At 43.9% G+C, this 22,523-nt stretch carries 20 protein-coding genes; 11 read left to right on the plus strand and 9 right to left on the minus strand.

The window, feature by feature from the left end; translation table 11 throughout:
* Positions 1 to 268: 268 nt before the first annotated feature.
* Complete coding sequence (gene metF, locus CLV59_RS06720; protein WP_111591250.1) at positions 269 to 1,222, minus strand: methylenetetrahydrofolate reductase [NAD(P)H]; 954 nt, start codon at positions 1,220 to 1,222, stop codon at positions 269 to 271.
* Between the two features lie 126 nt (positions 1,223 to 1,348).
* Here metF and lptB point away from each other — a divergent pair, with 126 nt between their 5' ends.
* From lptB to CLV59_RS06740, 4 genes are all read left to right on the plus strand, one after another.
* Positions 1,349 to 2,110, plus strand: a complete 762-nt coding sequence (lptB, locus tag CLV59_RS06725; protein ID WP_111591251.1) for an LPS export ABC transporter ATP-binding protein — start codon at positions 1,349 to 1,351, stop codon at positions 2,108 to 2,110.
* A gap of 24 nt (positions 2,111 to 2,134) precedes the next feature.
* The gene (locus CLV59_RS06730; RefSeq protein ID WP_111591252.1) at positions 2,135 to 3,667 is read left to right on the plus strand and encodes a GH3 auxin-responsive promoter family protein; all 1,533 of its coding nucleotides are present in this window, start codon (positions 2,135 to 2,137) and stop codon (positions 3,665 to 3,667) included.
* 19 nt (positions 3,668 to 3,686) lie between these two features.
* Complete coding sequence (gene fabG, locus CLV59_RS06735; RefSeq protein ID WP_111591253.1) at positions 3,687 to 4,436, plus strand: 3-oxoacyl-[acyl-carrier-protein] reductase; 750 nt, start codon at positions 3,687 to 3,689, stop codon at positions 4,434 to 4,436.
* Between the two features lie 148 nt (positions 4,437 to 4,584).
* Positions 4,585 to 7,605 carry a glycoside hydrolase domain-containing protein gene (locus tag CLV59_RS06740; RefSeq protein WP_245950822.1) on the plus strand — a complete coding sequence of 1,007 codons (3,021 nt, stop codon included), beginning with the start codon at positions 4,585 to 4,587 and terminating at the stop codon, positions 7,603 to 7,605.
* A gap of 74 nt (positions 7,606 to 7,679) precedes the next feature.
* Here the strand turns inward: CLV59_RS06740 and CLV59_RS06745 are convergent, their stop codons facing one another.
* Positions 7,680 to 8,576, minus strand: coding sequence for an SMP-30/gluconolactonase/LRE family protein (locus CLV59_RS06745; RefSeq protein WP_111591255.1), 897 nt, complete (start codon positions 8,574 to 8,576; stop codon positions 7,680 to 7,682).
* Positions 8,577 to 8,737: 161 nt separating this feature from the next.
* On the opposite strand from CLV59_RS06745, the gene CLV59_RS06750 reads away from it, so the two are divergent.
* A complete protein-coding gene (locus tag CLV59_RS06750) occupies positions 8,738 to 9,790 on the plus strand; it encodes a nucleoid-associated protein (protein ID WP_111591683.1) in 1,053 nt (350 codons plus the stop codon).
* Between the two features lie 149 nt (positions 9,791 to 9,939).
* Here CLV59_RS06750 and CLV59_RS06755 read toward each other — a convergent pair whose 3' ends face one another.
* From CLV59_RS06755 to radA, 6 genes are all read right to left on the minus strand, one after another.
* Positions 9,940 to 11,439, minus strand: a complete 1,500-nt coding sequence (locus tag CLV59_RS06755; RefSeq protein WP_111591256.1) for a PSP1 domain-containing protein — start codon at positions 11,437 to 11,439, stop codon at positions 9,940 to 9,942.
* Positions 11,440 to 11,586: 147 nt separating this feature from the next.
* Positions 11,587 to 12,726 carry a DNA polymerase III subunit gene (locus CLV59_RS06760; protein ID WP_111591257.1) on the minus strand — a complete coding sequence of 380 codons (1,140 nt, stop codon included), beginning with the start codon at positions 12,724 to 12,726 and terminating at the stop codon, positions 11,587 to 11,589.
* Between the two features lie 28 nt (positions 12,727 to 12,754).
* The gene (locus CLV59_RS06765; RefSeq protein WP_111591258.1) at positions 12,755 to 13,252 is read right to left on the minus strand and encodes a hypothetical protein; all 498 of its coding nucleotides are present in this window, start codon (positions 13,250 to 13,252) and stop codon (positions 12,755 to 12,757) included.
* Positions 13,253 to 13,419: 167 nt separating this feature from the next.
* Positions 13,420 to 13,950 carry a glutathione peroxidase gene (locus CLV59_RS06770; RefSeq protein ID WP_111591259.1) on the minus strand — a complete coding sequence of 177 codons (531 nt, stop codon included), beginning with the start codon at positions 13,948 to 13,950 and terminating at the stop codon, positions 13,420 to 13,422.
* Positions 13,951 to 14,044: 94 nt separating this feature from the next.
* Positions 14,045 to 14,731, minus strand: coding sequence for a ComF family protein (locus tag CLV59_RS06775; protein ID WP_111591260.1), 687 nt, complete (start codon positions 14,729 to 14,731; stop codon positions 14,045 to 14,047).
* A 20-nt stretch (positions 14,732 to 14,751) separates the two neighbouring features.
* Positions 14,752 to 16,125 (minus strand): DNA repair protein RadA, encoded by a 1,374-nt coding sequence (gene radA, locus CLV59_RS06780; RefSeq protein ID WP_111591261.1) that lies wholly within the window; start codon positions 16,123 to 16,125, stop codon positions 14,752 to 14,754.
* Positions 16,126 to 16,671: 546 nt separating this feature from the next.
* Between radA and CLV59_RS06785 the strand changes: the two genes are divergently transcribed.
* The 6 genes from CLV59_RS06785 to pyrH all read left to right on the plus strand — a co-directional run bounded on the left by CLV59_RS06785 (position 16,672) and on the right by pyrH (position 21,305).
* Positions 16,672 to 17,361, plus strand: a complete 690-nt coding sequence (locus CLV59_RS06785; RefSeq protein WP_111591262.1) for a zinc metallopeptidase — start codon at positions 16,672 to 16,674, stop codon at positions 17,359 to 17,361.
* 265 nt (positions 17,362 to 17,626) lie between these two features.
* Positions 17,627 to 18,070, plus strand: a complete 444-nt coding sequence (gene rplM / locus CLV59_RS06790; protein ID WP_111591263.1) for a 50S ribosomal protein L13 — start codon at positions 17,627 to 17,629, stop codon at positions 18,068 to 18,070.
* Between the two features lie 13 nt (positions 18,071 to 18,083).
* Entirely contained in the window at positions 18,084 to 18,473 is a 390-nt protein-coding gene (rpsI, locus tag CLV59_RS06795) for a 30S ribosomal protein S9 (protein ID WP_111591264.1), read from the plus strand.
* Positions 18,474 to 18,556: 83 nt separating this feature from the next.
* Positions 18,557 to 19,522, plus strand: coding sequence for a 30S ribosomal protein S2 (rpsB, locus tag CLV59_RS06800; protein ID WP_111591265.1), 966 nt, complete (start codon positions 18,557 to 18,559; stop codon positions 19,520 to 19,522).
* A gap of 116 nt (positions 19,523 to 19,638) precedes the next feature.
* Positions 19,639 to 20,463: a translation elongation factor Ts gene (gene tsf, locus CLV59_RS06805; RefSeq protein WP_111591266.1), complete on the plus strand. Its 825-nt coding sequence runs from the start codon at positions 19,639 to 19,641 to the stop codon at positions 20,461 to 20,463.
* A 131-nt stretch (positions 20,464 to 20,594) separates the two neighbouring features.
* A complete protein-coding gene (gene pyrH, locus CLV59_RS06810) occupies positions 20,595 to 21,305 on the plus strand; it encodes a UMP kinase (protein ID WP_111591267.1) in 711 nt (236 codons plus the stop codon).
* Between the two features lie 78 nt (positions 21,306 to 21,383).
* Here pyrH and CLV59_RS06815 read toward each other — a convergent pair whose 3' ends face one another.
* The gene (locus tag CLV59_RS06815; protein ID WP_111591268.1) at positions 21,384 to 22,508 is read right to left on the minus strand and encodes a DUF3298 and DUF4163 domain-containing protein; all 1,125 of its coding nucleotides are present in this window, start codon (positions 22,506 to 22,508) and stop codon (positions 21,384 to 21,386) included.
* Positions 22,509 to 22,523 lie beyond the last annotated feature (15 nt).

Below are 22,523 nucleotides of genomic sequence, written 5' to 3' on the forward strand. Positions count from 1 at the left end.
AGGAGCCGCTGATCAGTGGCTCCTTTCTTTTTTTTCAGCAGACATAGGGGCAAGGAAAAGTACATGCGTCTATTATTATTGAAGGGCGTTTCCTGGGGAGGAAATGCCCTTCATTGGACAGTTAAATTAAAAGTGTGACAGTTATAGGGATATGCCACTATGTATCTACATGATGGCATTTTTTATATGAAAGAAAAGCAAAAAGGGAAAGACTACCGTCCTTCCCTTCGCTTTATATAGGATTATCTTCTAAACTTATTGATCCTTATTACATTATTGCGGCTACAGCATTTCTTACCACTTTAGGTTTACCCAGTGTATAATAGTGTAAAATAGGCACGCCGAATTTTTTCAGTTCTTTAGATTGGTTAATCAGCCATTCTGTGCCTAATTCTTCTACTTCCTTATCTGTTTTGCATTTCAGAATTTCATTGGAGAATTCGGTGGGGATATCCACATTGAAAATTCTAGGCAAAATACTTAGTTGTTTCCTGGAAGTCAATGGTTTAAGTCCTGGAATGATAGGAACCGTAATCCCTATTTCCCGGCATTTTTCTACGAAATCAAAGTACTTCTGGTTATCGAAGAACATTTGTGTAACGATGTAATCCGCTCCACCTTCCACTTTTCGTTTCAGGTTCATCAGATCGGTTTGCATATTTGGCGCCTCGAAATGTTTTTCAGGGTAACCAGCTACGCCCACGCAGAACTTCGTCTTCACACCACCTTGTAAATCATCTTCCAGGTAAATACCATTGTTCATACGCACCACCTGCTCCAATAACTCGCTGGCATAACTATGACCATGTGGGTCTGGTTCGAAGAAAGCCTCGTTTTTAGGGGCATCTCCTCTGAGAACCAATACGTTATCAATTCCAATGAAAGCCAGGTCAATGAGCGCGTTTTCCGTTTCCTCCCTGCTGAAACCACCACAAATCAGGTGAGGAACCGTGTCTACATTATAATGGTTCATTAAAGCTGCACAAATACCCACGGTACCAGGGCGTTTGCGGATTTCTACCTTTTCAAAGGAGCCATCTGCCTTCTTCTTAAACATATGCTCACTGCGGTGATAGGTCACATTGATATAAGCTGGCTTGAACTCCATTAAAGGGTCCAGATGCTCATATATGGATTCAATGCTTTTCCCTTTCAGTGGAGGTAAAACCTCAAAAGAGATCAATGTATCTTTGGCCTGGGCAATATGTTCGGTTACTTTCATACAGTTGGAAGCTGGAATTTGGGGGTAAAATTAATATATCCCCTAATAAATCGCAGAATTTTGATCTTATAATAACTATAACTAGGCCAAGTGGATGAATTGTTTAATTTTGCTAAGTTTGAAAATATGGCACTAAGAATACATACAGACCAGCTTGTAAAGCGTTATGGCAACAGAACGGTAGTAAATCACGTATCTGTTGAGGTGTCGCAGGGTGAGATTGTAGGACTGCTGGGTCCCAATGGTGCGGGTAAAACCACCTCTTTCTACATGGTAGTTGGGCTTATTAAGCCGGATGAGGGAAACGTTTACCTGAACGACCTGAATATCACCAAATTACCTATGTACAAAAGAGCCCAGATGGGCATCGGTTATCTGCCACAGGAAGCCTCGGTTTTCCGTAAGTTGAGCGTGGAAGATAATATTGCCGCTGTACTAGAAATGACCAAGCTGAAGAAAGCGGAGCAGAAAGATAAACTGGAAGCATTGCTCTCCGAGTTCCGACTGACGCATGTACGTAAGAGTCCTGGCGATGTATTGAGCGGAGGCGAACGCCGCCGTACAGAAATCGCAAGGGCATTGGCCGTAGATCCGAAATTTATCCTGCTGGATGAGCCTTTTGCAGGTATTGACCCTATCGCCGTTGAAGATATTCAATCTATTGTAGCAAAGCTGAAATACAAGAACATCGGTATCCTCATCACTGACCACAACGTACAGGAAACGTTATCTATTACCGACCGTGCCTACCTACTGTTCGAAGGTAAAATCCTGAAATCCGGTTCTGCAGAAGAGCTGGCAGAAGATGAACAGGTAAGAAAAGTGTATCTTGGTCAGAATTTCATCCTACGCCGCAAGAATTATCTGGATGAGGCAGCTAAACTTTAACTTTTTTCCACTGTAATCCTATATATGAGAATTTTAAGTCCTGCAATATCACAGTTGGCCAGACTACGTATGGGGCGCATCGCGCACTTTATGCAGTACCCGGTACAAGTGCAACAGCAGGTATTCCAGAACCTTATCAGTGCAGCTCAGTATACTGAGTTTGGAAAGCAGCACGGCTTTTCCAAGATCTATAAAATCGACGAGTACAAGAAAGCAGTTCCCATTCACACTTATGATACCATCAAACCCTATATCCAACGGGTGATGGAAGGACAACAAAACGTCCTCTGGAATACTCCCATTAAATGGTTTGCCAAATCCAGCGGAACAACCGCAGATAAAAGCAAATTTATCCCCGTGACGGTGGAAAGTCTGGATGAATGCCATTACCGCTCCGGTAGAGACGTTCTTACCTTATACTATAATAACTTCCCGGATTCCGATCTCCTTACCGGTAAATCACTGGTAATCGGCGGAAGCCACCAGGTGAACAAACTCTCGGAAGACAGCGACTCCTACTTCGGAGATCTCAGCGCTGTCATGCTCCAAAATATGCCGTTCTACGGAAACATGATCCGTACTCCGGATCTCTCCATCGCATTAATGGACGAGTGGGAAGAGAAAATAGAACGTATGGCCAATGCCGTTATACATGAAAATGTAACCAGCATCGCCGGCGTACCTACCTGGACCATCGTATTGATCAAAAGAATATTCGAGCTGACCGGCACAGATAACCTGGCCGATGTTTGGCCTAACATAGAACTTTATATGCATGGCGGTGTGAGCTTTACGCCCTATCGCGAACAGTTTAAAAAACTGATCCGCAAACCCACCATGTATTACCAGGAAACCTATAACGCTTCTGAAGGCTTCTTTGCAGCCCAGGATGTAATAGGGGAAGAAGGATTACTCCTGTTCCTTAACCATGGCATATTCTATGAATTTATGCCGATGGAAGAACTGGGTAAAGACCATCCCCGCACCCTCCAACTGCAGGAAGTAGAACTGGGTAAAAACTATGCCCTGATCATCAGCACCAACGGCGGTTTATGGAGATACCTGGTAGGAGATACCATTCAGTTTACTTCTCTGCTGCCTTACAGAATTAAAGTAAGCGGACGTACGAAATCGTTTATCAACGCCTTCGGAGAAGAGGTAATTGTAGAAAACTCCGATATTGCAGTAGCAAAAGCCAGCGAAGCAACCGGCGCCATCGTAAATGATTACACCGCCGCTCCGGTATACTTCAGCGATAAAGGGAACGGTGGCCACGAATGGCTCGTGGAATTCGACAAAGCCCCCGATGACCTGAACACTTTCATCCAGGTGCTCGACTCCACACTCAAAACCATCAACTCCGACTACGAAGCCAAACGCCATAAGGATATTGCGCTCCGTATGCCGGTAGTACATGTACTGCCTCAGGGAACCTTCTGCGAATTCCTTAAAAGCAAAGGAAAACTGGGTGGCCAGCATAAAGTACCTCGACTCAATAACGACCGTAATTATCTGGAGGAAATCCTCCGCTTTGCGGCCAATAACATGAACGCTTAAAAACCTATCAACTATAACAATGAAATTACTGGAGAACAAAGTAGCGATTGTAACTGGCGCCAGCCGTGGTATCGGAGAAGCTATTGCCTTGAAATTTGCCGCACAGGGCGCTCATGTGGCCTTCACATATCTAAGCTCCGACGAAAAAGCCAAAATCCTGGAAGAAAAACTGCAAGCTTTTGGCGTTAAAGCTAAAGCTTACAAGTCCAATGCTGGTGTATATGAAGAGTGCGAAACACTGGTAGCAGAAGTACTGAAAGAATTCGGTAGCATAGATATCTGCGTGAACAATGCAGGTATTTCCAAAGATAACCTGCTGCTGCGCTTAAGCCCTGATCAGTGGGACGATGTGATGAACATCAACCTGAAAAGCGTGTATAACATGACTAAACAGGTAATCCGTCCTATGATGAAAGCGAAAAGCGGTTCCATTATCAACATGAGCTCCGTTATCGGTATCATGGGGAACGCAGGACAAAGCAGCTATGCCGCTTCAAAAGCAGGTATCATCGGTTTCTCTAAATCTATCGCACAGGAACTGGGTAGCCGCAACATTCGTTGCAACTCCGTTGCTCCTGGATTTATCGAAACAGATATGACCAGCTACCTGAAAGAAGGAGAAGCTGCTTCTAGCTATATCTCGAAAATTCCGTTGGCAAGATTCGGTACGCCTGAAGATATCGCTAATGTTTGCCTGTTCCTCGCTTCTGACCTCAGCAGCTATGTGACTGGACAAACTATCAGCGCTTGTGGCGGATTATGCATGTAATCTTCCTATCAAAAATATTACTCTAAAAAACGCGGATTCATATCCGCGTTTTTTATTTATAGCCAGGGATTGTATTTTAGGGCTCCAGTGAACAGACTTATCCGCAAGACGGATATATTTTCCATATTTTGAAATTCAATCATCTTACATGCTACAGCATCAACCTCACGCCCGATTCCTTAAAAGAGGATTGATAATGGCAGGACTTAGCTTCGGACTGTTTGGTACTACCTTCGCTCAACAGCTGAAATACACTGCCGGCAACAATTCCTGGAATCCAGACTCTTTGGGCAACCATCGGGTAGTGGTCACTTTTAACGGCACAGGAAATGTTGCCAGAGTAGTCATCCCATGGCGCCGCCGCGATGAAAATCCGGAAGCTAAACGCATTATCATCCAGGATGCCAAAACCAAAGGAAAGATCAATAACACGAAAACCCTTTCCATCAATCGGGAACAGGGAGATCTCGTTTTTGAACCTACCTCTGGGAAAGGAGAGTATTACATCTACTACCTGCCTTACAAAAATGAAGGCCGCTCCAACTATCCTAAAGGCGTATATCTGCAACCAGAGGAAACCGCGTCTGCCAACTGGTCTCAGGCTATTCCTGCCAATCTGAAACCTAATGCCACCGTTAAGGAAATTGAAGCAGTAGATACCTTTAATAGCTACTTCCCAATGGAAGTTATTGCTACAGACGCCGAAATGAAAGCGCTATTGCTGAAACATCCTGGTGCAGGATACCTGTTGTTTCCGGAAGACAGAGAGTTCCCCATTAAAATGACAGATGATCTGCCACAGCGATGGATACAGAAAGGACCCTCTCAATCCTTCAAAGGCCAGGCAGATAAAGGAGAGTACTACGCATTCCAGTTAGGGGTCTACGCACTGAAAGCATTGAACGATGTAAAGATTACATTCTCTGATCTGAAAACTGCCGACGGTAAAGTAATTCCGTCTTCCCAAACCAGCTGCATCAATACTACCGGTACTACTTACGATGCCCATCCGTTTACCAACCAGGTGAATGTAGAAGAGGGTAAGATACAGGCCCTCTGGTGTGGCATTGATGTACCGCAACAGGCGCAGCCAGGAAATTACCAGGGAATTGTTACCATCAAACCGCAAGGAATGCCTGCTATGCCTGTTCGTGTATACCTAACGGTTACGCCTAAACTGGCAGTGAACGGCGGCGCCAACGAACCGTGGAAACAAACCCGCCTGAAGTGGCTCAATTCTACATTGGCACAGGATAACGCAGTAATTGCCCCTTACACGCCATTGGTGTTGAAAGATAGTGTGATCAGTCTGCTCGGTAGAAAAGTAGGTATCAGTAAAGACGGTTTCCCCGCTCAGATACAAACTTTCTTTACACCGGAAATGACGGAGATGACAGACAAGCCAAGAAATCTCCTCACCGAACCTATTCATTTCCACTTCATTAACGCCGCTGACGGAAAAGACCTCAAATGGCAAAACCAGGGTTGGAAAGTACAATCGCAAGATGCCGGTAAAATTACCTGGAATGCGATGAACACCGCTCCTGGACTGCAAATGGAAGTAAAGGCAGCAATGGAATTCGACGGTTACATGGAGTTCACTGTGAAAGTAACGGCCACCGACGAAGTGAAGCTGAAAGATGTTACCATGCATATTCCTTTCGAAACCACCGTGGCGAAATATATGATGGGCCTGAATCAGAAAGGAGGCCTGCGTCCGGAAAAAATTGACTGGAAATGGGATGTGAAAAATAAGAACCAGGATGGGGCATGGGTAGGAGATGTCAATGCCGGTCTGCAATTCACCCTGCGGGATGAACACTATATCCGACCGCTGAATACCAATTTCTATCTGCAGAAACCTTTGCTGCTACCGACTTCCTGGGGAAATGATAATAAAGGAGGGATTACCATCGGCCTGAAAGGCAAATCTATACTCGCCAACGCATACACTGGCGAACGTACGATGCATAAAGGCGATGTGTTATATTATAACTTCCATCTCATCGTTACACCTTTCCACAAGCTCAATACAGATTTCCAATGGTCTACCCGGTTTTTCCACAAATATGAAAACCTGGACTCCATCAAGGCAACAGGAGCTACCGTGGTGAATATCCACCATGGTAATGAAATTAATCCCTGGATTAACTATCCATTCATTGAGTGGAAGAAAATGAAGGATTATATAGATGCCGCTCACAGCAAGGGTTTGAAGGTGAAGATCTATAATACAGTGCGTGAATTGTCTAACCATGCCTGGGAAACATTCCCCCTGCGCAGTCTTGGACATGAGGTGTATAGTCCTGGTAAAGGTGGCGGATTCTCCTGGTTACAGGAACATATTGGCAAAGACTACATCGCTGCCTGGTTTGTACCGGAAGATAAAGATGCTGCTATTATCAACAGTGGCATGAATCGCTGGCACAACTACTATGTGGAAGGGATGAACTGGCTGGTACAACAGGTAGGCATCGATGGGATTTACCTGGATGATGTGGCCTTTGATCGTGTAACCATGAAGCGTATCAAGCGTGTACTCACAAAGGATGGCCATCCGGGAATTATCGATCTGCATTCCGCCAATCAATACAATAAATCCGATGGGTTTATCAATAGCGGTATGCTGTATATGGAGCATTTCCCTTATCTGAACAGACTTTGGTTCGGCGAGTATTTCGACTATGAACATAATGCGCCTGATTTCTTCCTGACAGAAGTAAGCGGTATTCCGTTTGGCTTGATGGGTGAAATGTTGCAGGATGGCGGTAATCCTTGGAGAGGTATGGTATATGGTATGACGAATCGTATGCCATGGTCAGACAATGCAGATCCCCGTCCTATCTGGAAAGTATGGGATGATTTTGGCATGCAGGGAACGAAGATGGTAGGATATTGGGTAGACAACAATCCGGTAAAAACAGATAATCCACTGGTACCTGCTACCATCTACCGTAAGGATGGAGCCGTATTGGTATCATTGGCCAGCTGGGCGCCGGAAGATACTAACATTCACCTGAGTATCGACTGGAAGGCATTGGGAATTGATCCATCCAGGGCAACTATCACGGCGCCGGATGTACGTAATTTCCAACAGGGACAGGTATTCGGTAAAGATGCTGCGATCCCCGTTAGCAAAGGAAAAGGTTGGATGCTCATCATCCGCTAACATAAAAAAAGACCGGAGTACTGTACTCCGGTCTTTCTTAAAACAACTAAAAACGGGGAAGATTGCCTCCCGTCTTAATAACGCTTTCCTGGGGTTTCCACCCTAAAGGTTTCTACACATTTTCTATCTTGTAAAGTTACGTATACTGTTTTCCCGTCTTTATCGCCGAAAATCAGGTTGCTGCATTGTTTACCTTTCAGCGGAATTTCTCTGATCAACTCTCCTTTGGGATTCAGTACGGCAATGGTGCCTTTGCCCCATCTGGCTATATAGAGATTACCGTCCTTATCGCATTTCATGCCATCGAAGCCATAATCTGGAAAGGTTGCGAAGAGTGTTTTCCCTGAAATATTCCCGTCTTTATCCACATTGTACTTCCACACTTTGCGCTGGATGCTTTCGTTGACGTACAGCGTTTTCTCATCCGGGCTCAGTTCAATGCCATTGGTGGTGCCCATATTGGATTCCAGGAGTACTGGTTTACGGTTTTTATCGATGCGCCAAAGTTGGCCGGTGCTGTTTTTCCAGTTGGGATCTGATGCGAAAAGCTGATCTTTCTTATTGATACAGAGATCATTAGGCTGATTGAACTGATCGGAGTGCGCATACACGCTTACTTTGCGTGTTTTCATATCCACCATGAGTACATTATGTCCTTTGAAGTCGGGCAGGAACATATTGCCTTTGCTGTCGAAGTTAACGCTGTTGCCAATGCTGCTATCCGGTAGGGTGACGAAAACTTCTCCGGAACCGTTATGGGTATTGATTTTGCCAACGGTGCCGTCTTTCTGAAAGTTGACTACATAAAAGTTGCCGGCTTTATCGAAGTTGGGTCCTTCGATGTTTACGGAGAACATATTTTCTGCTGTCAGGTCTCTTGCCGTGTAGAGTGGGGCAGTGGGCTTACTTTGCTGAGAGAATGCAGACAGGCTACCACCTGCGAGTAGTGTCAGCATGTATATTTTTTTCATGTACGGTATTTTTGCTGCTTTAAAATAGTGAACAAATCGAAAAAAATTATTTTTGATTGATGTAAGGAGATGCCGGATGGTATTGGTTTCCGGGATGTATGTTAAAAATGCGCTATGAACGGGTAATTTTCGTTGCATGGAGTTTTACTACTTTTGCCCGCATGATTCACGTTTCGGAGTTTAAAGATCTGGCACACCTGACCATTCATAAGGTGGGTAATTCATCCAATGAGGAAATGCTGCTTTGTTCCAAAGCGCCGTTGCAGCTGGAGGATGAAACAATCAGCCAGTTATTGATTACATACTTCATTCAGCCATTCACTAAAACAGCGGAGTTTTTCCGTTTTTATCATGAAGCAGATTTGCAACTGAATGAAATATTTCAATATTGTCGACGTATATTTGAAGACCAAAGCGAGTTCCAAGAGCAGTCTGTAAATATTGCCAAACATCTATATAAACACTCCACCCATCCCAAAATAAAGGGAGGAGAGTTGTATATAGCCTACTTTAGCAAATGTCAGGTGGATGGAGAAGAGGTCCCCGCAATCGGAATCTTCAAATCAGAAAATAGAGATACATATCTGAAAGTCTTTCTTGAAGACGAGAATTACCAGGTGAACTATGAAGACGGCATTAATATTAATAAACTTGACAAAGGATGCCTGGTCTTTAACGTAGAAGAAGAAAACGGATATAAAGTAAGTGTGGTAGACAGTATCAGCAAGCAAACAGAGGCTGTATACTGGAAAGATGCCTTCCTGCAGGTAATGCGTCGGGAGGATAGTTATCACCAAACTGAAACAGCAGTGAACATGTGTAAGCAGTTTATCCATAATAAACTGCCTACGGAGTATGAAATGGACCGGGTCGATCAGGTAGATCTTCTGAATAAATCAGCCGCATACTTTAAAGAAAAGGAACATTTCCAGGTAGATGACTTTGCAAATGAAGTACTGGGACATCCCGATGCGATAGCATCATTTCGGGAGTACAGGAATGAGTACCAGCAAGCGTATCAACAAGAAATTCCGGATGAATTTGAAATATCGGCGCCAGCCGTGAAAAAGCAACAGAAAGTGTTTAAGAGTGTATTGAAGCTGGACTCCAATTTTCATATTTATATTCATGGCAATCGCGAAATGATTGAGAAGGGATATGATGAAGCCACGAACCTGCACTATTACAAGCTTCTCTTTGAGAACGAGGCATAGTGTATCCAAAAAGACATTTAAAAATTTCTCATAAGCAAAAACCAATTATTAACAAAGGCTGCTCCGTCTGGGCGGCCTTTTAATGTTGAGAAGGAGATTTTTGCCGTAAGGGCATAAAAAAAACCGGCTGCAAGTGCAGCCGGTTTTTTTTAGTTTTTATTATTGCTGTTGCCAGCATTATTGTTGTCTTTATTGTTTGGATTGGAAGGTTTTGGTTTGTGATGTTTAGGTGGTCTGCGGTCCTGTTTAGGTGGCTGACCTTGTCCTTCTTTCTCCTGTTTGGGCCCTTGTTGTTGTGGGCGGTTTTGTTGTTGATCGCGGTTAGGTCGGTTTTGTTGTCCTCCCTGGTTTTGCTGGCCGCCTTGTTTTTGTTGTGGGCGGTTTTCCTGCTTTTGTTTATGGCGATCTGGGTGACGGTTATCCTGTTTAGGTTGCTGAGTTTGTACTTTAGGCTCCTGTTTAGGGCTTTCGTTACGCTGGCCTCCTTGTTTTGGATGATCCGGTTTTTGTTGTTTTTGTTTGTCCTTGTCTTTCTGTTTGCGTTTCTGGACAGTTTTCTCCAGGGATTTCAGACTGATTTGTCCTACTACGTCCGCAAAGCCAAGGTCTGTTTCCTTCGGTTTGTTCACATTTACCAGCTCAACAGCTTTCAGGTCTTCAGGTTTGATACCTTGCTTATTGAGATGTCTGATTTCTTTTGCTCTTCCGATGGTCAGCGGGTATTGTTTGTTGCTGCCTTCATAAGAATACCACATCAGGCTTTTGAAAATGTCGCGTTTTTGAAGAGAGGCTACGCCGCTGGCGGTTTCAATAGTGTCCGCATCATCGGGGAAGTCTTTCAGCGCATCCATGTAAGTATCCAGTTCATAGTTGAGGCAGCATTTGAGGCGGCCGCATTGTCCGGATAACTTTGCCTGGTTGATGGAAAGGTTCTGATAACGGGCAGCGGTAGTATTCACGCTTTTGAAATCAGAGAGCCAGGTGGAGCAACAGAGTTCACGTCCGCAGCTACCGATACCTCCTACTTTTCCAGCTTCCTGGCGAGCGCCTATCTGACGCATCTCCACTTTAGCCCGGAATTCGGATGCATAAACCTTAATCAGTTCGCGGAAGTCAACTCGATCATCCGCTGTGTAAAAGAACGTTGCTTTTCGGCCATCGGCCTGAATTTCGACCTCAGTGAGTTTCATTTCGAGCCCCAGGTTGCGGGCTAATGCCCTTGACTTTATCAGTGCTTCCTTTTCACGGGCTTTATTATCACTCATTCGCTGCAGGTCATCTTGAGTGGAGCGACGCAGGACTTTTTTTACTTCGGGTGTATCCTCTGCGCGTCGTTTTTTCATCTGTAGTTTTACCAGCTCACCTGTCAGGTTTACTGTTCCAACGTCGAAGCCGCTAACTCCTTCAACAGTTACCATTTCACCTTTATCAAAATGTTGTCTGGTAACGTTACGGTAAAAATCCTTGCGGCTGCCATTGTTAAAACTTACTTCAATTATGTCAAATGGTGCTAAGCTATCTGCGAGTGGAATATTGGACAACCAATCAAACACATTCAGTCTGTTACAACCTCCTGTACTGCATCCTCCGTTACTCCTGCATCCCGACGGCTTACCATCTACACCCGTACCACATCCGGCACAAGCCATATTATTAATTAGTTTAAATTTTAGAAATAAGCATTTCAGGTCATTCTAATCATTAATATACAGTATTCCTGCAATAAAAACAAAAAGACGGAAAGCAGCAAAGATAAGGAAAAGGCCGAGGATATGACCCCTAAAGTCAAACCGTTATTATATTACAGGCAAAGCTTTCTTTTTGAATATATATTGTAGCTTGATGGACAAGGCATGGAAGAGCATTTTAGCGTTCGCATTCCGCTCAATATGGTAATAGGCATTATCTAGCGTATCCACGATCTGTTCCATTTGCTCCAGGTTGGCCAGTTTCAGCAATTTCGCAGAAAAGTCCATTTCATCTTCAGAAAAAGCCAACTGACTTCTGTCAATAAACTGTAGGCGGATCGTGTGTTCCAGCAGATTAATAAAATATCGCAGGAATTGTTTCTGGTTTTCGCGACCAGTTTTTGCACTGGAAATGCCTTCAATCCACTCTTGGAGGGCAATCCGGTTACCTGTAAAAATATAATTTAACCAATTGCGAAGCAGCTCGTGATAGTCATCCTCAGAGTGTTGCAGAAGATAGACTGCTTCCCGGTAATTGCCAGCAGTAATAGTGGCGATTTGCTGTGCTCTGGCAGGAGGGACCTTACCTCGTTCCACCAATGATTTTACCATTTCCTCTTTGGGAATAGGATTCACTTTAATCAGGTGGGTGCGCGACAAAATGGTAGCCAGGATTTGTTCCTGGTTTTCTGCCACGAGGATAAAGAGGGTGTTTATAGGAGGTTCCTCGATAAGTTTAAGGAGTCGGTTCCCTTCATTACCAAGGTATTCCGGCAGCCACATCAGGAGAATTTTATATCCGCTTTCGAAGCTCTTAAGATTCAGTTTGCGGATAATATCCTGGCATTCGTTGGCGGTGATATTCCCTTGTTTATTTTCTGCGCCGATAAATTGCAGCCAGTCGTATGCATTACCGTATGGATTTGTGGAGACGAACTCCCTCCATTCGTTAATGTAATCTGTGCTAACAGGCTTATCGCCGGCTTTACGGGGAATAACGGGGTACGAAAAGTGGATATCCGGATGGATATATTGAGAAGCTTTGATACAGCCGCCACATTGTCCACAAGGGCCTTGCGGCTGTTTGTTTTCACAGACGAGGTACTGCGTAAATGCCAGTCCCAGCGGCAACCCGCCAGCGCCTTCCGGCGCCAGCAAAATTAATGCGTGACTGAGACGGTTTTGCTGAACGGATTGTATCAGCTGATTGGCAACGGCAGATTGTCCTATTACATCGGTGAAAAGCATGCCGCAAGATAATGAAATCGCCGTAAACCTATTTGGTCAGCGAGAGGTAGCAGGTATTCTGGAATACGCCTTCGCCCTGAACAGTGTTGTTGGCCGCACTGAAATAATAGTATCCGGTAACAGTTCTCTTTTTAGGATTTATCCGCGTAATGGTGACACTGGAGGTATCAGTCTGTAAATAATCATATCCATACTCAGTGGGAACGCGAATTCCTGCTACTACCAAACCTCCTTGCAAGCCCGTTTTACGGGAGAAGAAGTAGGTTTTGGATTGAATGGTATCATTCATAAGCACACTATCCACGTATAAGCCATCATTAATGTTAATAATGATTTTCATGCTGTCGTTCAGGGCCTCCATACTCAGGTATTTGCGGCCGCCGCTATCTGTTTCCTGCCGAAACAGTACGCTGCTGGAGAGGTTCAGGTTTTTAGTGACTCCTCCGGAGGTTACGTTGAAAACCATTTCCGGGCAGGAGATAATGGGCGCATCTATCTGGCTTTGGCAAGACGGGAGCAGGTGCATACAAACAAGTATCACAAGACATAGTGGCAAGTACAATAAAATTCTCTTCATTACTAATAATACTAGGTGTAACAATACATACCCACGGGTACGGACATACGAAACCCGGAGTAAATTTTTAGTTTACACAAAGTTGGCAAAAGGAGTATGCGGGGGGAGGTTGAAAATTACTTTTTCTCTATAGCTGCAATCACTTCTGGCGATTCTGGTTGTGTTTTTGGTGAGAAAACAGCTACCAGGTTACCATGCTCGTCCAGCAGGTATTTCTGGAAGTTCCAGGTTACTTCTGCTGGTTCCAGATGTTTGGCTTTGCTTTCATCCAGCAGCCATTTGTAAATAGGATGGATGTCTGCGCCTTTAACAGAAATCTTTGCTGCCATTGGGAAGGTAACAGCATATTTCTTAGTGCAGAATTCCTGAATTTCCTTGTTGGAGCCAGGTTCCTGGCTACCGAAATTATTTGCGGGGAAACCAACGATTACCAGACTGTTCTGGTATTTTTTGTAGAGTTTTTCGAGGCCTTCATACTGGGGAGTGTTGCCACAAAGGGAGGCAGTATTTACTATCAGAATTTTCTTACCCTTGTATTTGGCAAAGTCAATCTTGCTGCCATCTACGGCATCTACCTTGAAATCATAAATATGAGAAGCGGCAGCGGCGAACATCATAAAAATTGACAGTATGGTTAATTTAAACATGGTAGTAATATTATTAGTAGTTAGCGTTAACAAAGATATGGTCCTACGGAATACCTAAAGTTAACTAACCATTATTAAAAAATTGTTCTTTTTTTTAACTCCAGGCATAAGCAAGACAACAGACGCTAACATCAGCGCCTGTTTGTTGTATCGCCTGACAACATGCTTCCGTGGTAGCGCCTGTCGTAATAACATCGTCTATCAACAGAAAATGTTTGCCTTTTGCCGCATCTGCGGCCTGAAATACATTTGCAACGTTCCCCCAACGTTCTGTTCTGTCTTTCCGCGTTTGTGTATTGGTAGTAACGCACTTTTGCAGAAAATTATTTAAAACAGGTTTTTGAATAACAGCAGCAATACCTTCCGCCAATAGTGCGGCCTGGTTATAGCCTCTTTTACGTTGTTTGCGCGCATGCATAGGAACAGGAACTACGGCGTCAATTTCATGTATCCATGTACTTTGTAGCAGCATAGCCCCTACCTTTTTTCCCAGATAGGTCGCCAGATCCGGGCGTTGTTTGTATTTAAAGGAGTGAACCAGGCGTTGTATGCCGGAAGACGGCGAATAATAATAGGCAGCGGTGGCATGTTGTACCACGCATCTCCCCCAGAAAATTTTTTCGACAGGATTATTATCCATCAGGTGAAACTGTGTTTCCGGCAAGTTGGTCATACAGGAAATGCACAGTTTCTCCTGGCGTTCAGAAAGGTCAGTGCCGCAAATATCACAGCAATGAGGGTAGAAAAGATCTACCAATGGCGTTAACAAACGGGATATCATAAAGTAAATGGTTAAGCAGCTTAGAATAGCTGTTGGTAGACTTCTTCCACCCGACCCACAGCAATCACTTCGATATTGAATTTACTGAAATCTATTCCTTTCTTATTATATCGGGAGATGAAAATTTTATCGAAGCCCAGTTTTTCTGCCTCTGCTATGCGTTGTTCTATCCGGTTGACGGCACGTATCTCCCCGCTCAATCCTACTTCTCCGGCAAAACATACTTTGTTGGGCAGGGCATTATCTTCATAAGAACTCAGTAACGCGCATAATACGGCCAGGTCAATAGCCGGATCTTCCACACGAATACCGCCGGCGATATTGAGAAATACATCTTTCACGCCGAAATGGAAACCGCCTCTTTTCTCCAGTACTGCCAGTAAGAGTTGTAGTCTGCGTAAATCAAAACCAGTAGCAGTTCGTTGTGGCGTGCCGTAAACTGATTGGGTTACCAATGCTTGTACCTCTACGAGCAGTGGACGCATACCTTCCATGGTTGCGGAAATTGCGACACCGCTTAATAAATCATCCCGTTGAGAGATGAGGATTTCAGAAGGATTGGTTACTTGTCTCAGTCCTGTGCCAGTCATTTCATAAATGCCTAGTTCAGCAGTGGAGCCGAAGCGATTTTTTATAGTTCGTAAGATACGATATGCATAATGCTGATCGCCTTCAAACTGCAGTACGGTATCTACCATATGCTCCAGTACTTTTGGGCCTGCAATGGAACCATCTTTGGTAATATGTCCGATCAGAAAAACCGGCGTATTACTTTCTTTAGCAAACCGTTGCAGTTCCGCGGTGGTTTCTCTGATCTGGGAAACGCTGCCTGGCGCGGATTCTATGAAAGGCGATTGTAGTGTCTGTATGGAATCTACGATCACCAGTTGAGGCTGAAGTTTTTTTATTTCCTGGAAGATGGTTTGTGTGGAAGTTTCGGTCAGCAAATAAAATTGTTCATTAGAAGCGCGGATGCGATCCGCTCTCATTTTTATTTGTTGTTCACTTTCTTCTCCACTGATATAGAGTGTTTTAACATCTTTCAGTTGTAGTGCATTTTGGAGGAAGAGGGTCGATTTACCGATGCCTGGTTCTCCACCAACGAGTACAAGGGAACCCGCTACTATGCCGCCTCCCAGCACGCGGTTCAGTTCATTGTCTGGCGTAAGAAGTCGTTTTTCCGCAATGGTTTGGACTTCAGAGAGACTAATAATTTTTTGTGTGCGTGCGAGTGGGTTATCGTTAGTTTTCCATTCTTGTTTGGCAGGCGTATCTTTTTGAACACGTTCTTCAACGAAAGTATTCCATTGTCCGCAACTTGGACATTTACCATTCCATTTAGCAGATTCGTATCCACAACTCTGACAGAAAAAAGCAGTTCTTATTTTACTCATAATAGTATAAAAAGAGAGGGTACAAGGTAAGGAGAATTCAAAAAAACGGGGTGTGGGAATTCCTAAAATGAGAAAAGAGCCAAACGGAAGATTCCGTTGACTCTTTCTACTTACTAACCCATTAAATTCAGGTCTAAATTACTAAATGGCTTCAGAATAAAAAAGTTTATTTAATCGATGTGAATAACTTTTGATGTATTTTTCTAATGTTAGAAAGTGGCTGCCATCGCTTGTTTGAGCCGCTATTTTGGTCCAATATTACTTTCAATGACAAGCCATAAAATGTTGATAAATAGGGTAGCTGGCATGTAAAATTGTATATGAAATCCGGCTAATCCGAAAGGGGTTTTTGGCTGACAAATAGGCCGATTTTAACATCTGAAAAAATAAATTTCGCCAATATGGCAGTGTTAATTTTATGGATGAACGGAAGAGGGAAAGGATGAGGAAGGGATGACAGGGAGATGCTAAATAATCCTTAAATTGGATAGGTTGGAAAGGTTTTTGACTCGGATTAGCCTGAAATATTCTGTAAAAATATTGCATATGACACCAGGAATTTTGTTCGTTTCATTGATTTTTGTGGGGATCAGTATGCTGGTTGGCTATATTTTAAAGAGCCGATTTAAAGAGTATAGTGAGATACCCACCTCCTCCGGCATGACCGGGCGCGAAATAGCAGAGAAGATGTTGAGAGACAATCAGATATATGATGTTCAGGTAAGGTCTGTAGATGGATTTTTATCTGATCACTATAATCCGTCTGACAAGACGGTGAATCTGAGTCCCGACGTATATAACGGGGCCAATGTGGCGGCTGCTGCGGTGGCGGCTCACGAGTGTGGTCATGCTGTGCAGCATGCGGCCCATTATCCTTGGTTGGGGATGAGGTCTAAGTTGGTACCGCTGGTGCAGGTAAGCGCCAATCTGGTAAACTGGGTATTATTAATAGGTATTTTAATGGTGAACCGGTTTCCGCAGTTGTTATTGGTAGGTATTGTACTGTTTGCGGTTACGACTGTCTTCTCTGTGATAACTTTACCGGTAGAGTTTGACGCATCCAAAAGGGCCTTGGCTTGGCTGGATAATAGCAGGGTAATGACGCAAGGCGAGCATGATAAGGCTAAAAATGCACTTTGGTGGGCGGCTATGACTTATGTAGTGGCGGCGCTGGCGTCTATTGCTACTTTGTTCCAGTACCTGATGATATTCCTGGGATCCCGGAACAGGAATTAAAGAAAGATATTATATAACAAGGGGCCGGTCCGGTTGAGGCCGGCTTTTTTGTGTTCATACATTAATAAAAAACAAGTTATCAACTGCATTTTCAGGGGCTGTTAATAACTTTCATACAAATTTTTTATTGAACATCAATAAGTTACAAAGGTGCTGTGTAAAAAAGTGGGTAAAATGTATGGTAATTAGAAATGGGGAATGTACCTTTGCACTCCCTCATTATGGGGGAATTGTTTACAAGACGTAATCTTTATCGTATACAACAATGAACACATTAAGTTTTAAAACAAAATCGGCTAACGACGCTTACGTAAAGCGTGACTGGTACATTGTAGATGCTACCAATCTGACACTTGGCAGGGTTGCTGCTAAAATGGCCGCTATTTTAAGAGGTAAGAACAAGCCTTACTATACTCCTCATACTGATTGCGGTGACAACATCATCGTTATCAATGCTGAAAAAATTGTGCTGACTGGTAACAAAATGGAAGAAAAAGAATACATCCATTACACTGGTTTTCCAGGAGGTCAGAGAATTGAACTGGCAAAGGACCTGATTCGTCGTCGTCCTGAGGTTATGATTGAGAAAGCTGTAAAAGGTATGCTGCCTAAAAATCGCCTGGGTCGCAAAATGTACAAAAAACTGTTTGTATATGCTGGCGCTGAACATCCTCACGCAGCACAGAAACCACAACCTTTAACTTTCTAATTTTCTCTGATACATGGAAAAGCAAAAAAATACAATAGGTCGTCGTAAGGAAGCGGTTGCCCGTGTTTATATCAACAAAGGTACCGGTAACATTACTATCAACGACAAGGATTATAAAAACTACTTTTCTCTGATCTACCTGCAAAATCAGGTGGAACTGCCTTTAAAAACCATCGAAGCGGTTGATAAATTCGACCTGAAAGTGAATGCACAAGGTGGTGGTATCAAAGGTCAGGCAGAAGCTATTAAACTGGGTATTGCTCGCGCACTGTGCGAAGTGAATCCAGAGTTCCGTCCTGCACTGAAAGCAGCTGGTCTGCTGAAACGTGATCCTAGATCAGTAGAACGTAAGAAACCAGGTAAAGCGAAAGCAAGAAGAAGCTTCCAGTTCTCTAAACGCTAATATTTTTGAGCTGTTGGCGGTTACGTATCAATACTTCCGCCGACAGTTATATTATTTGATCCTTTTAATTGAGCAATATAAACATGGAAAATAATACCTCATTGCAGCAGCAGTTACTGGAGGCAGGTGTTCACTTCGGTCACCTGAAGAAAAAATGGAATCCGAAAATGCTGCCTTATATTTTCGCAGAAAAGAAAGGTATTCATATCATTGATCTGAACAAAACCGTTGAAGGTTTACAGGAAGCAGCAGCTGCCCTGAAATCTATCGCAAAAAGCGGTAAGAAGATCATGTTCGTTGCAACTAAAAAGCAGGCGAAAGAAATCGTAGCAGATGCTGCGCGTAACATCAACATGCCTTTCGTAACTGAAAGATGGTTAGGTGGTATGCTCACTAACTTCGCTACTATCCGTAAGAGTGTGAAGAAAATGCAGAGCATCGAAAAAATGCTGGCTGACGGAACTTTCGACAACATCACTAAAAAAGAACGTCTGACTTTAAGCCGTGATAAAGAGAAAATGGAGAAAGTGCTGGGTGGTATCGCTCAACTGGCACGCGTTCCAGCTGCTCTGTTCCTGGTAGATATCTCCCACGAACACATCGCTCTGGCTGAAGCAAAACGTCTGGGTATCGTTACCTTCGGTATGGTGGATACTAACTCCGATCCTACCAAAGTTGACTTCGCAATCCCTGCGAACGACGATGCTACCAAATCTATTGCTATCATCACTAGCTATATCTGCGCTGCAATCGCAGAAGGTCTGTCTGAAAGAGCAAACGAAAAAACTGAAGAAGTAGAAGAGGAAGAAGAAGCAGACGACAAAGCACGCAAATTCGAGGTTGAAGGCGGTGAAGAGAAAGGTGAAAGAGGTCGCAGACCAAGTGGCGGCGGCGGTGGCCGTGGTCAAGGTGGTGGACAAAACCGTGGCGGTGGCCAAGGTGGTGGACAAAACCGTGGTGGTGGCCAGAACCGTGGCGGTGGTCAAGGCGGTCAACGTCGTCCTTCCAACGCTGGTGGCGGTCAACGCAAACCAGGTGGTGCAAGATAATATCAACTGATACAAATTACGAATTGCGTGCTTGCCGGAGTATTCCTGCGAAAACGTAATTCGTAATTTGAGTTTAATACACATCTCAATTTTAAATCTTAAACTTAATATAACTCATGGCAACAATTACAGCTGCTGATGTTAACAAACTGCGTCAGCAAACTGGTGCTGGTATGATGGATTGCAGAAAAGCACTGGTAGAAAGTGATGGCGATTTCGAAAAAGCAGTAGACTACCTGCGTAAAAAAGGCCAGAAAGTAGCTGCGCTGCGTTCCGACCGCGAAACCAAAGAAGGCGTTATCATCGCAAAAACCTCTGCTGATGGTAAATCCGGTGTGATCGTAGGTCTGGGTTGTGAAACTGACTTCGTTGCTAAAAACGAAGACTTTATCAAATTTGCTCAGTCTATCGTTGACCTGGCACTCGCTAACAATATCACTACTGTAGATGCCCTGAACGCTGCTCAGCTGGATGGCGCTACCGTTGCTGATAAAGTAAACGACCAAGTTGCGAAAATCGGTGAGAAAATCACCCTGAACAAATTCGAATTCGTTACTGGTGGTGGCGTTACTGCTTACATCCACGGTAACTACCGCATGGGCGTTCTGGTTGCTTTCAGCAAACCAGTAGCTGAAGAAGTAGGTAAAGACATTGCTATGCAAATCGCGGCAATGAGCCCTATCGCTGTTGATCCTGAAAGCGTTCCTGCTGACGTGATCGCACGCGAAAAAGATATCGCTGTTGAACAGGTGAAAGCTGAAGGCAAACCTGCTGAAATGGCGGAAAAAATCGCTGCAGGTAAAGTGAACAAATTCTTTAAAGAAAGCACCCTGGTTCAACAGGCTTTCGTTAAAGATTCTAACAAATCTGTAGGTGATTACCTGAAATCCGTAGATGCTGATCTGAAAGTGACTGGCTTTAAGCGTATCGCTTTAGGTTAATCTAATCATATTATAAAAAAGGAGAGAACGAAAATTTCTCTCCTTTTTTTTGCACATAGGTTTTCAACACCAACGATTTTTTCGGAAATTAGTCTGGTTAAAATCACAATCTTACAATATCTTATAGCGTCATGTTGCCAAAGTACAAGCGAATTTTGCTCAAACTGAGCGGTGAGGCCCTCATGGGTGAAGGAAATTATGGAATTGATCCAAAAGTGATTACTCAATATGCCTATGACATCAAAGCTGTTACTGACCTCGGTGTTCAGGTAGCTATCGTTATAGGTGGAGGTAATATCTACCGCGGAATGAATGAAGCCGAAACCGGTATTGAAAGAGCACAGGGTGACTATATGGGCATGCTGGCTACTGTGATCAATGGAATGGCCATGCAAAGCGGCCTCGAAAGAATTGGTCTCTATACCCGTCTGCAATCCGCCATTAAAATGGAACAAATTGCAGAACCTTATATCCGCCGCCGCGCTATCCGCCACGTGGAAAAAGGCCGTGTAGTAATCTTCGGAGCCGGTACTGGTAACCCTTACTTTACTACCGATACTGCCGCTTCCCTGCGCGCTATCGAAATCCAGGCGGACGTTATCCTGAAAGGTACCCGCGTGGATGGTATCTACACTGCAGATCCTGAAAAAGATAAAACTGCTACCAGATACGAAACAATCTCCTTCACTGAAGTTTATCAGAAAAACCTGAACGTAATGGATATGACGGCATTTACCCTCTGCCAAGAGAATAAACTGCCCATCATCGTTTTCGACATGAACAAACCAGGAAACCTCCTGAATGTTATCATGGGCAAAAACGTTGGTACCCTCGTTCACTAATTTCTTCCCAGATATTTATAACAAAAAAGGTCTTCTCTACCACGTAGAGAAGACCTTTTTCTTTTGGTGAGCAAACTATTACTTCACCCAATTCTTTATCTCACTAAACGGAATATACAACGTTACCTGCCCCAAAGCATATGGCCCAATTTCATATGGTACATAGCTAAACGCCACTCCCTTACCCGTCAACATGAAGTTATCATTAGGGGTAATAGCCGGTGTTAATAAAGTCTCCCGAATAGATTCATCATTGTCAATCCGGTATTTAGCTCTGAAAGCCTTTTCCAGTAAAGGCACAAAGGCTTCCTTATATCCTGGTTTAAACACGTCGGAAGGTTGTAATACCTTCTTTTTTGATAAGTCCATCGTAACATAAGTGGCGCCCCAATTACCATGCGCTCCCCCGGTATAATCATACTTTACTTTCTCTATCACCAGTATTGGCCACTGATTATATACCACTCTCACCTCTGTTTCGCCAGTCCAATTCCAGGTAGCTGCTGATGCAGGATCATTCAATTCGCTACTGTCGGCAGAGCTGGCTATGGATTTATAATTGACCATGAAGGAATCAATCGTTTTGCGCAGGAACTTTTGCGGATCTTGTATGGAAGTCCCTGTGATCTGTTGTTCCACAAATGCGGCTATATCTGCTGTAACCACTGATTTGGGCCAGATAGTGCTCGCGGTACTCATACCCAGCGGAGATTTAGGATTGCCTGGCATAAGGCTGGCAGAATCTGTGGCATAAAATACAGCGAAAGGCAGGGCATCCTTCATATCGGTATGCAGATCAAATTTAAAAGAGGTGCCATTGCCATGCCAGTGACCATAGAAATGTCCGGTGGTATCCAAGGTGCCACCGAAGAAGCGCTCATTTTCCGGATCTATGCTTTCTTCATAAATCTTTACAATACCTGCATCTCCATTTCCCCAGATGGTGATAGGCTGCCCGCTGGTGTCATAGCTATAAAATCCACGATATACAGAGGGAGTGGTTTTCATCAGCTGCATAGTGATGGGTTTATCGCCCATAGTACCTTTCAGCCTGGTATAGAAATAAGGGGTATTGATCAGGTCCAGGGTGGCAATAGCGCTGTCTTGTTCCTGAGCGCCATTGTTGGTACTGTTGCCGTCTTTGGGCTTACAGGCTGCCCAACAGATCAACGCCAGTATTAAAAATAAGGATACTCGTTTCATAGTATGATTTATATC

It is taken from the genome of Chitinophaga dinghuensis (assembly GCF_003259435.1).
GTDB classification, from domain to species: Bacteria; Bacteroidota; Bacteroidia; order Chitinophagales; family Chitinophagaceae; genus Chitinophaga; species Chitinophaga dinghuensis.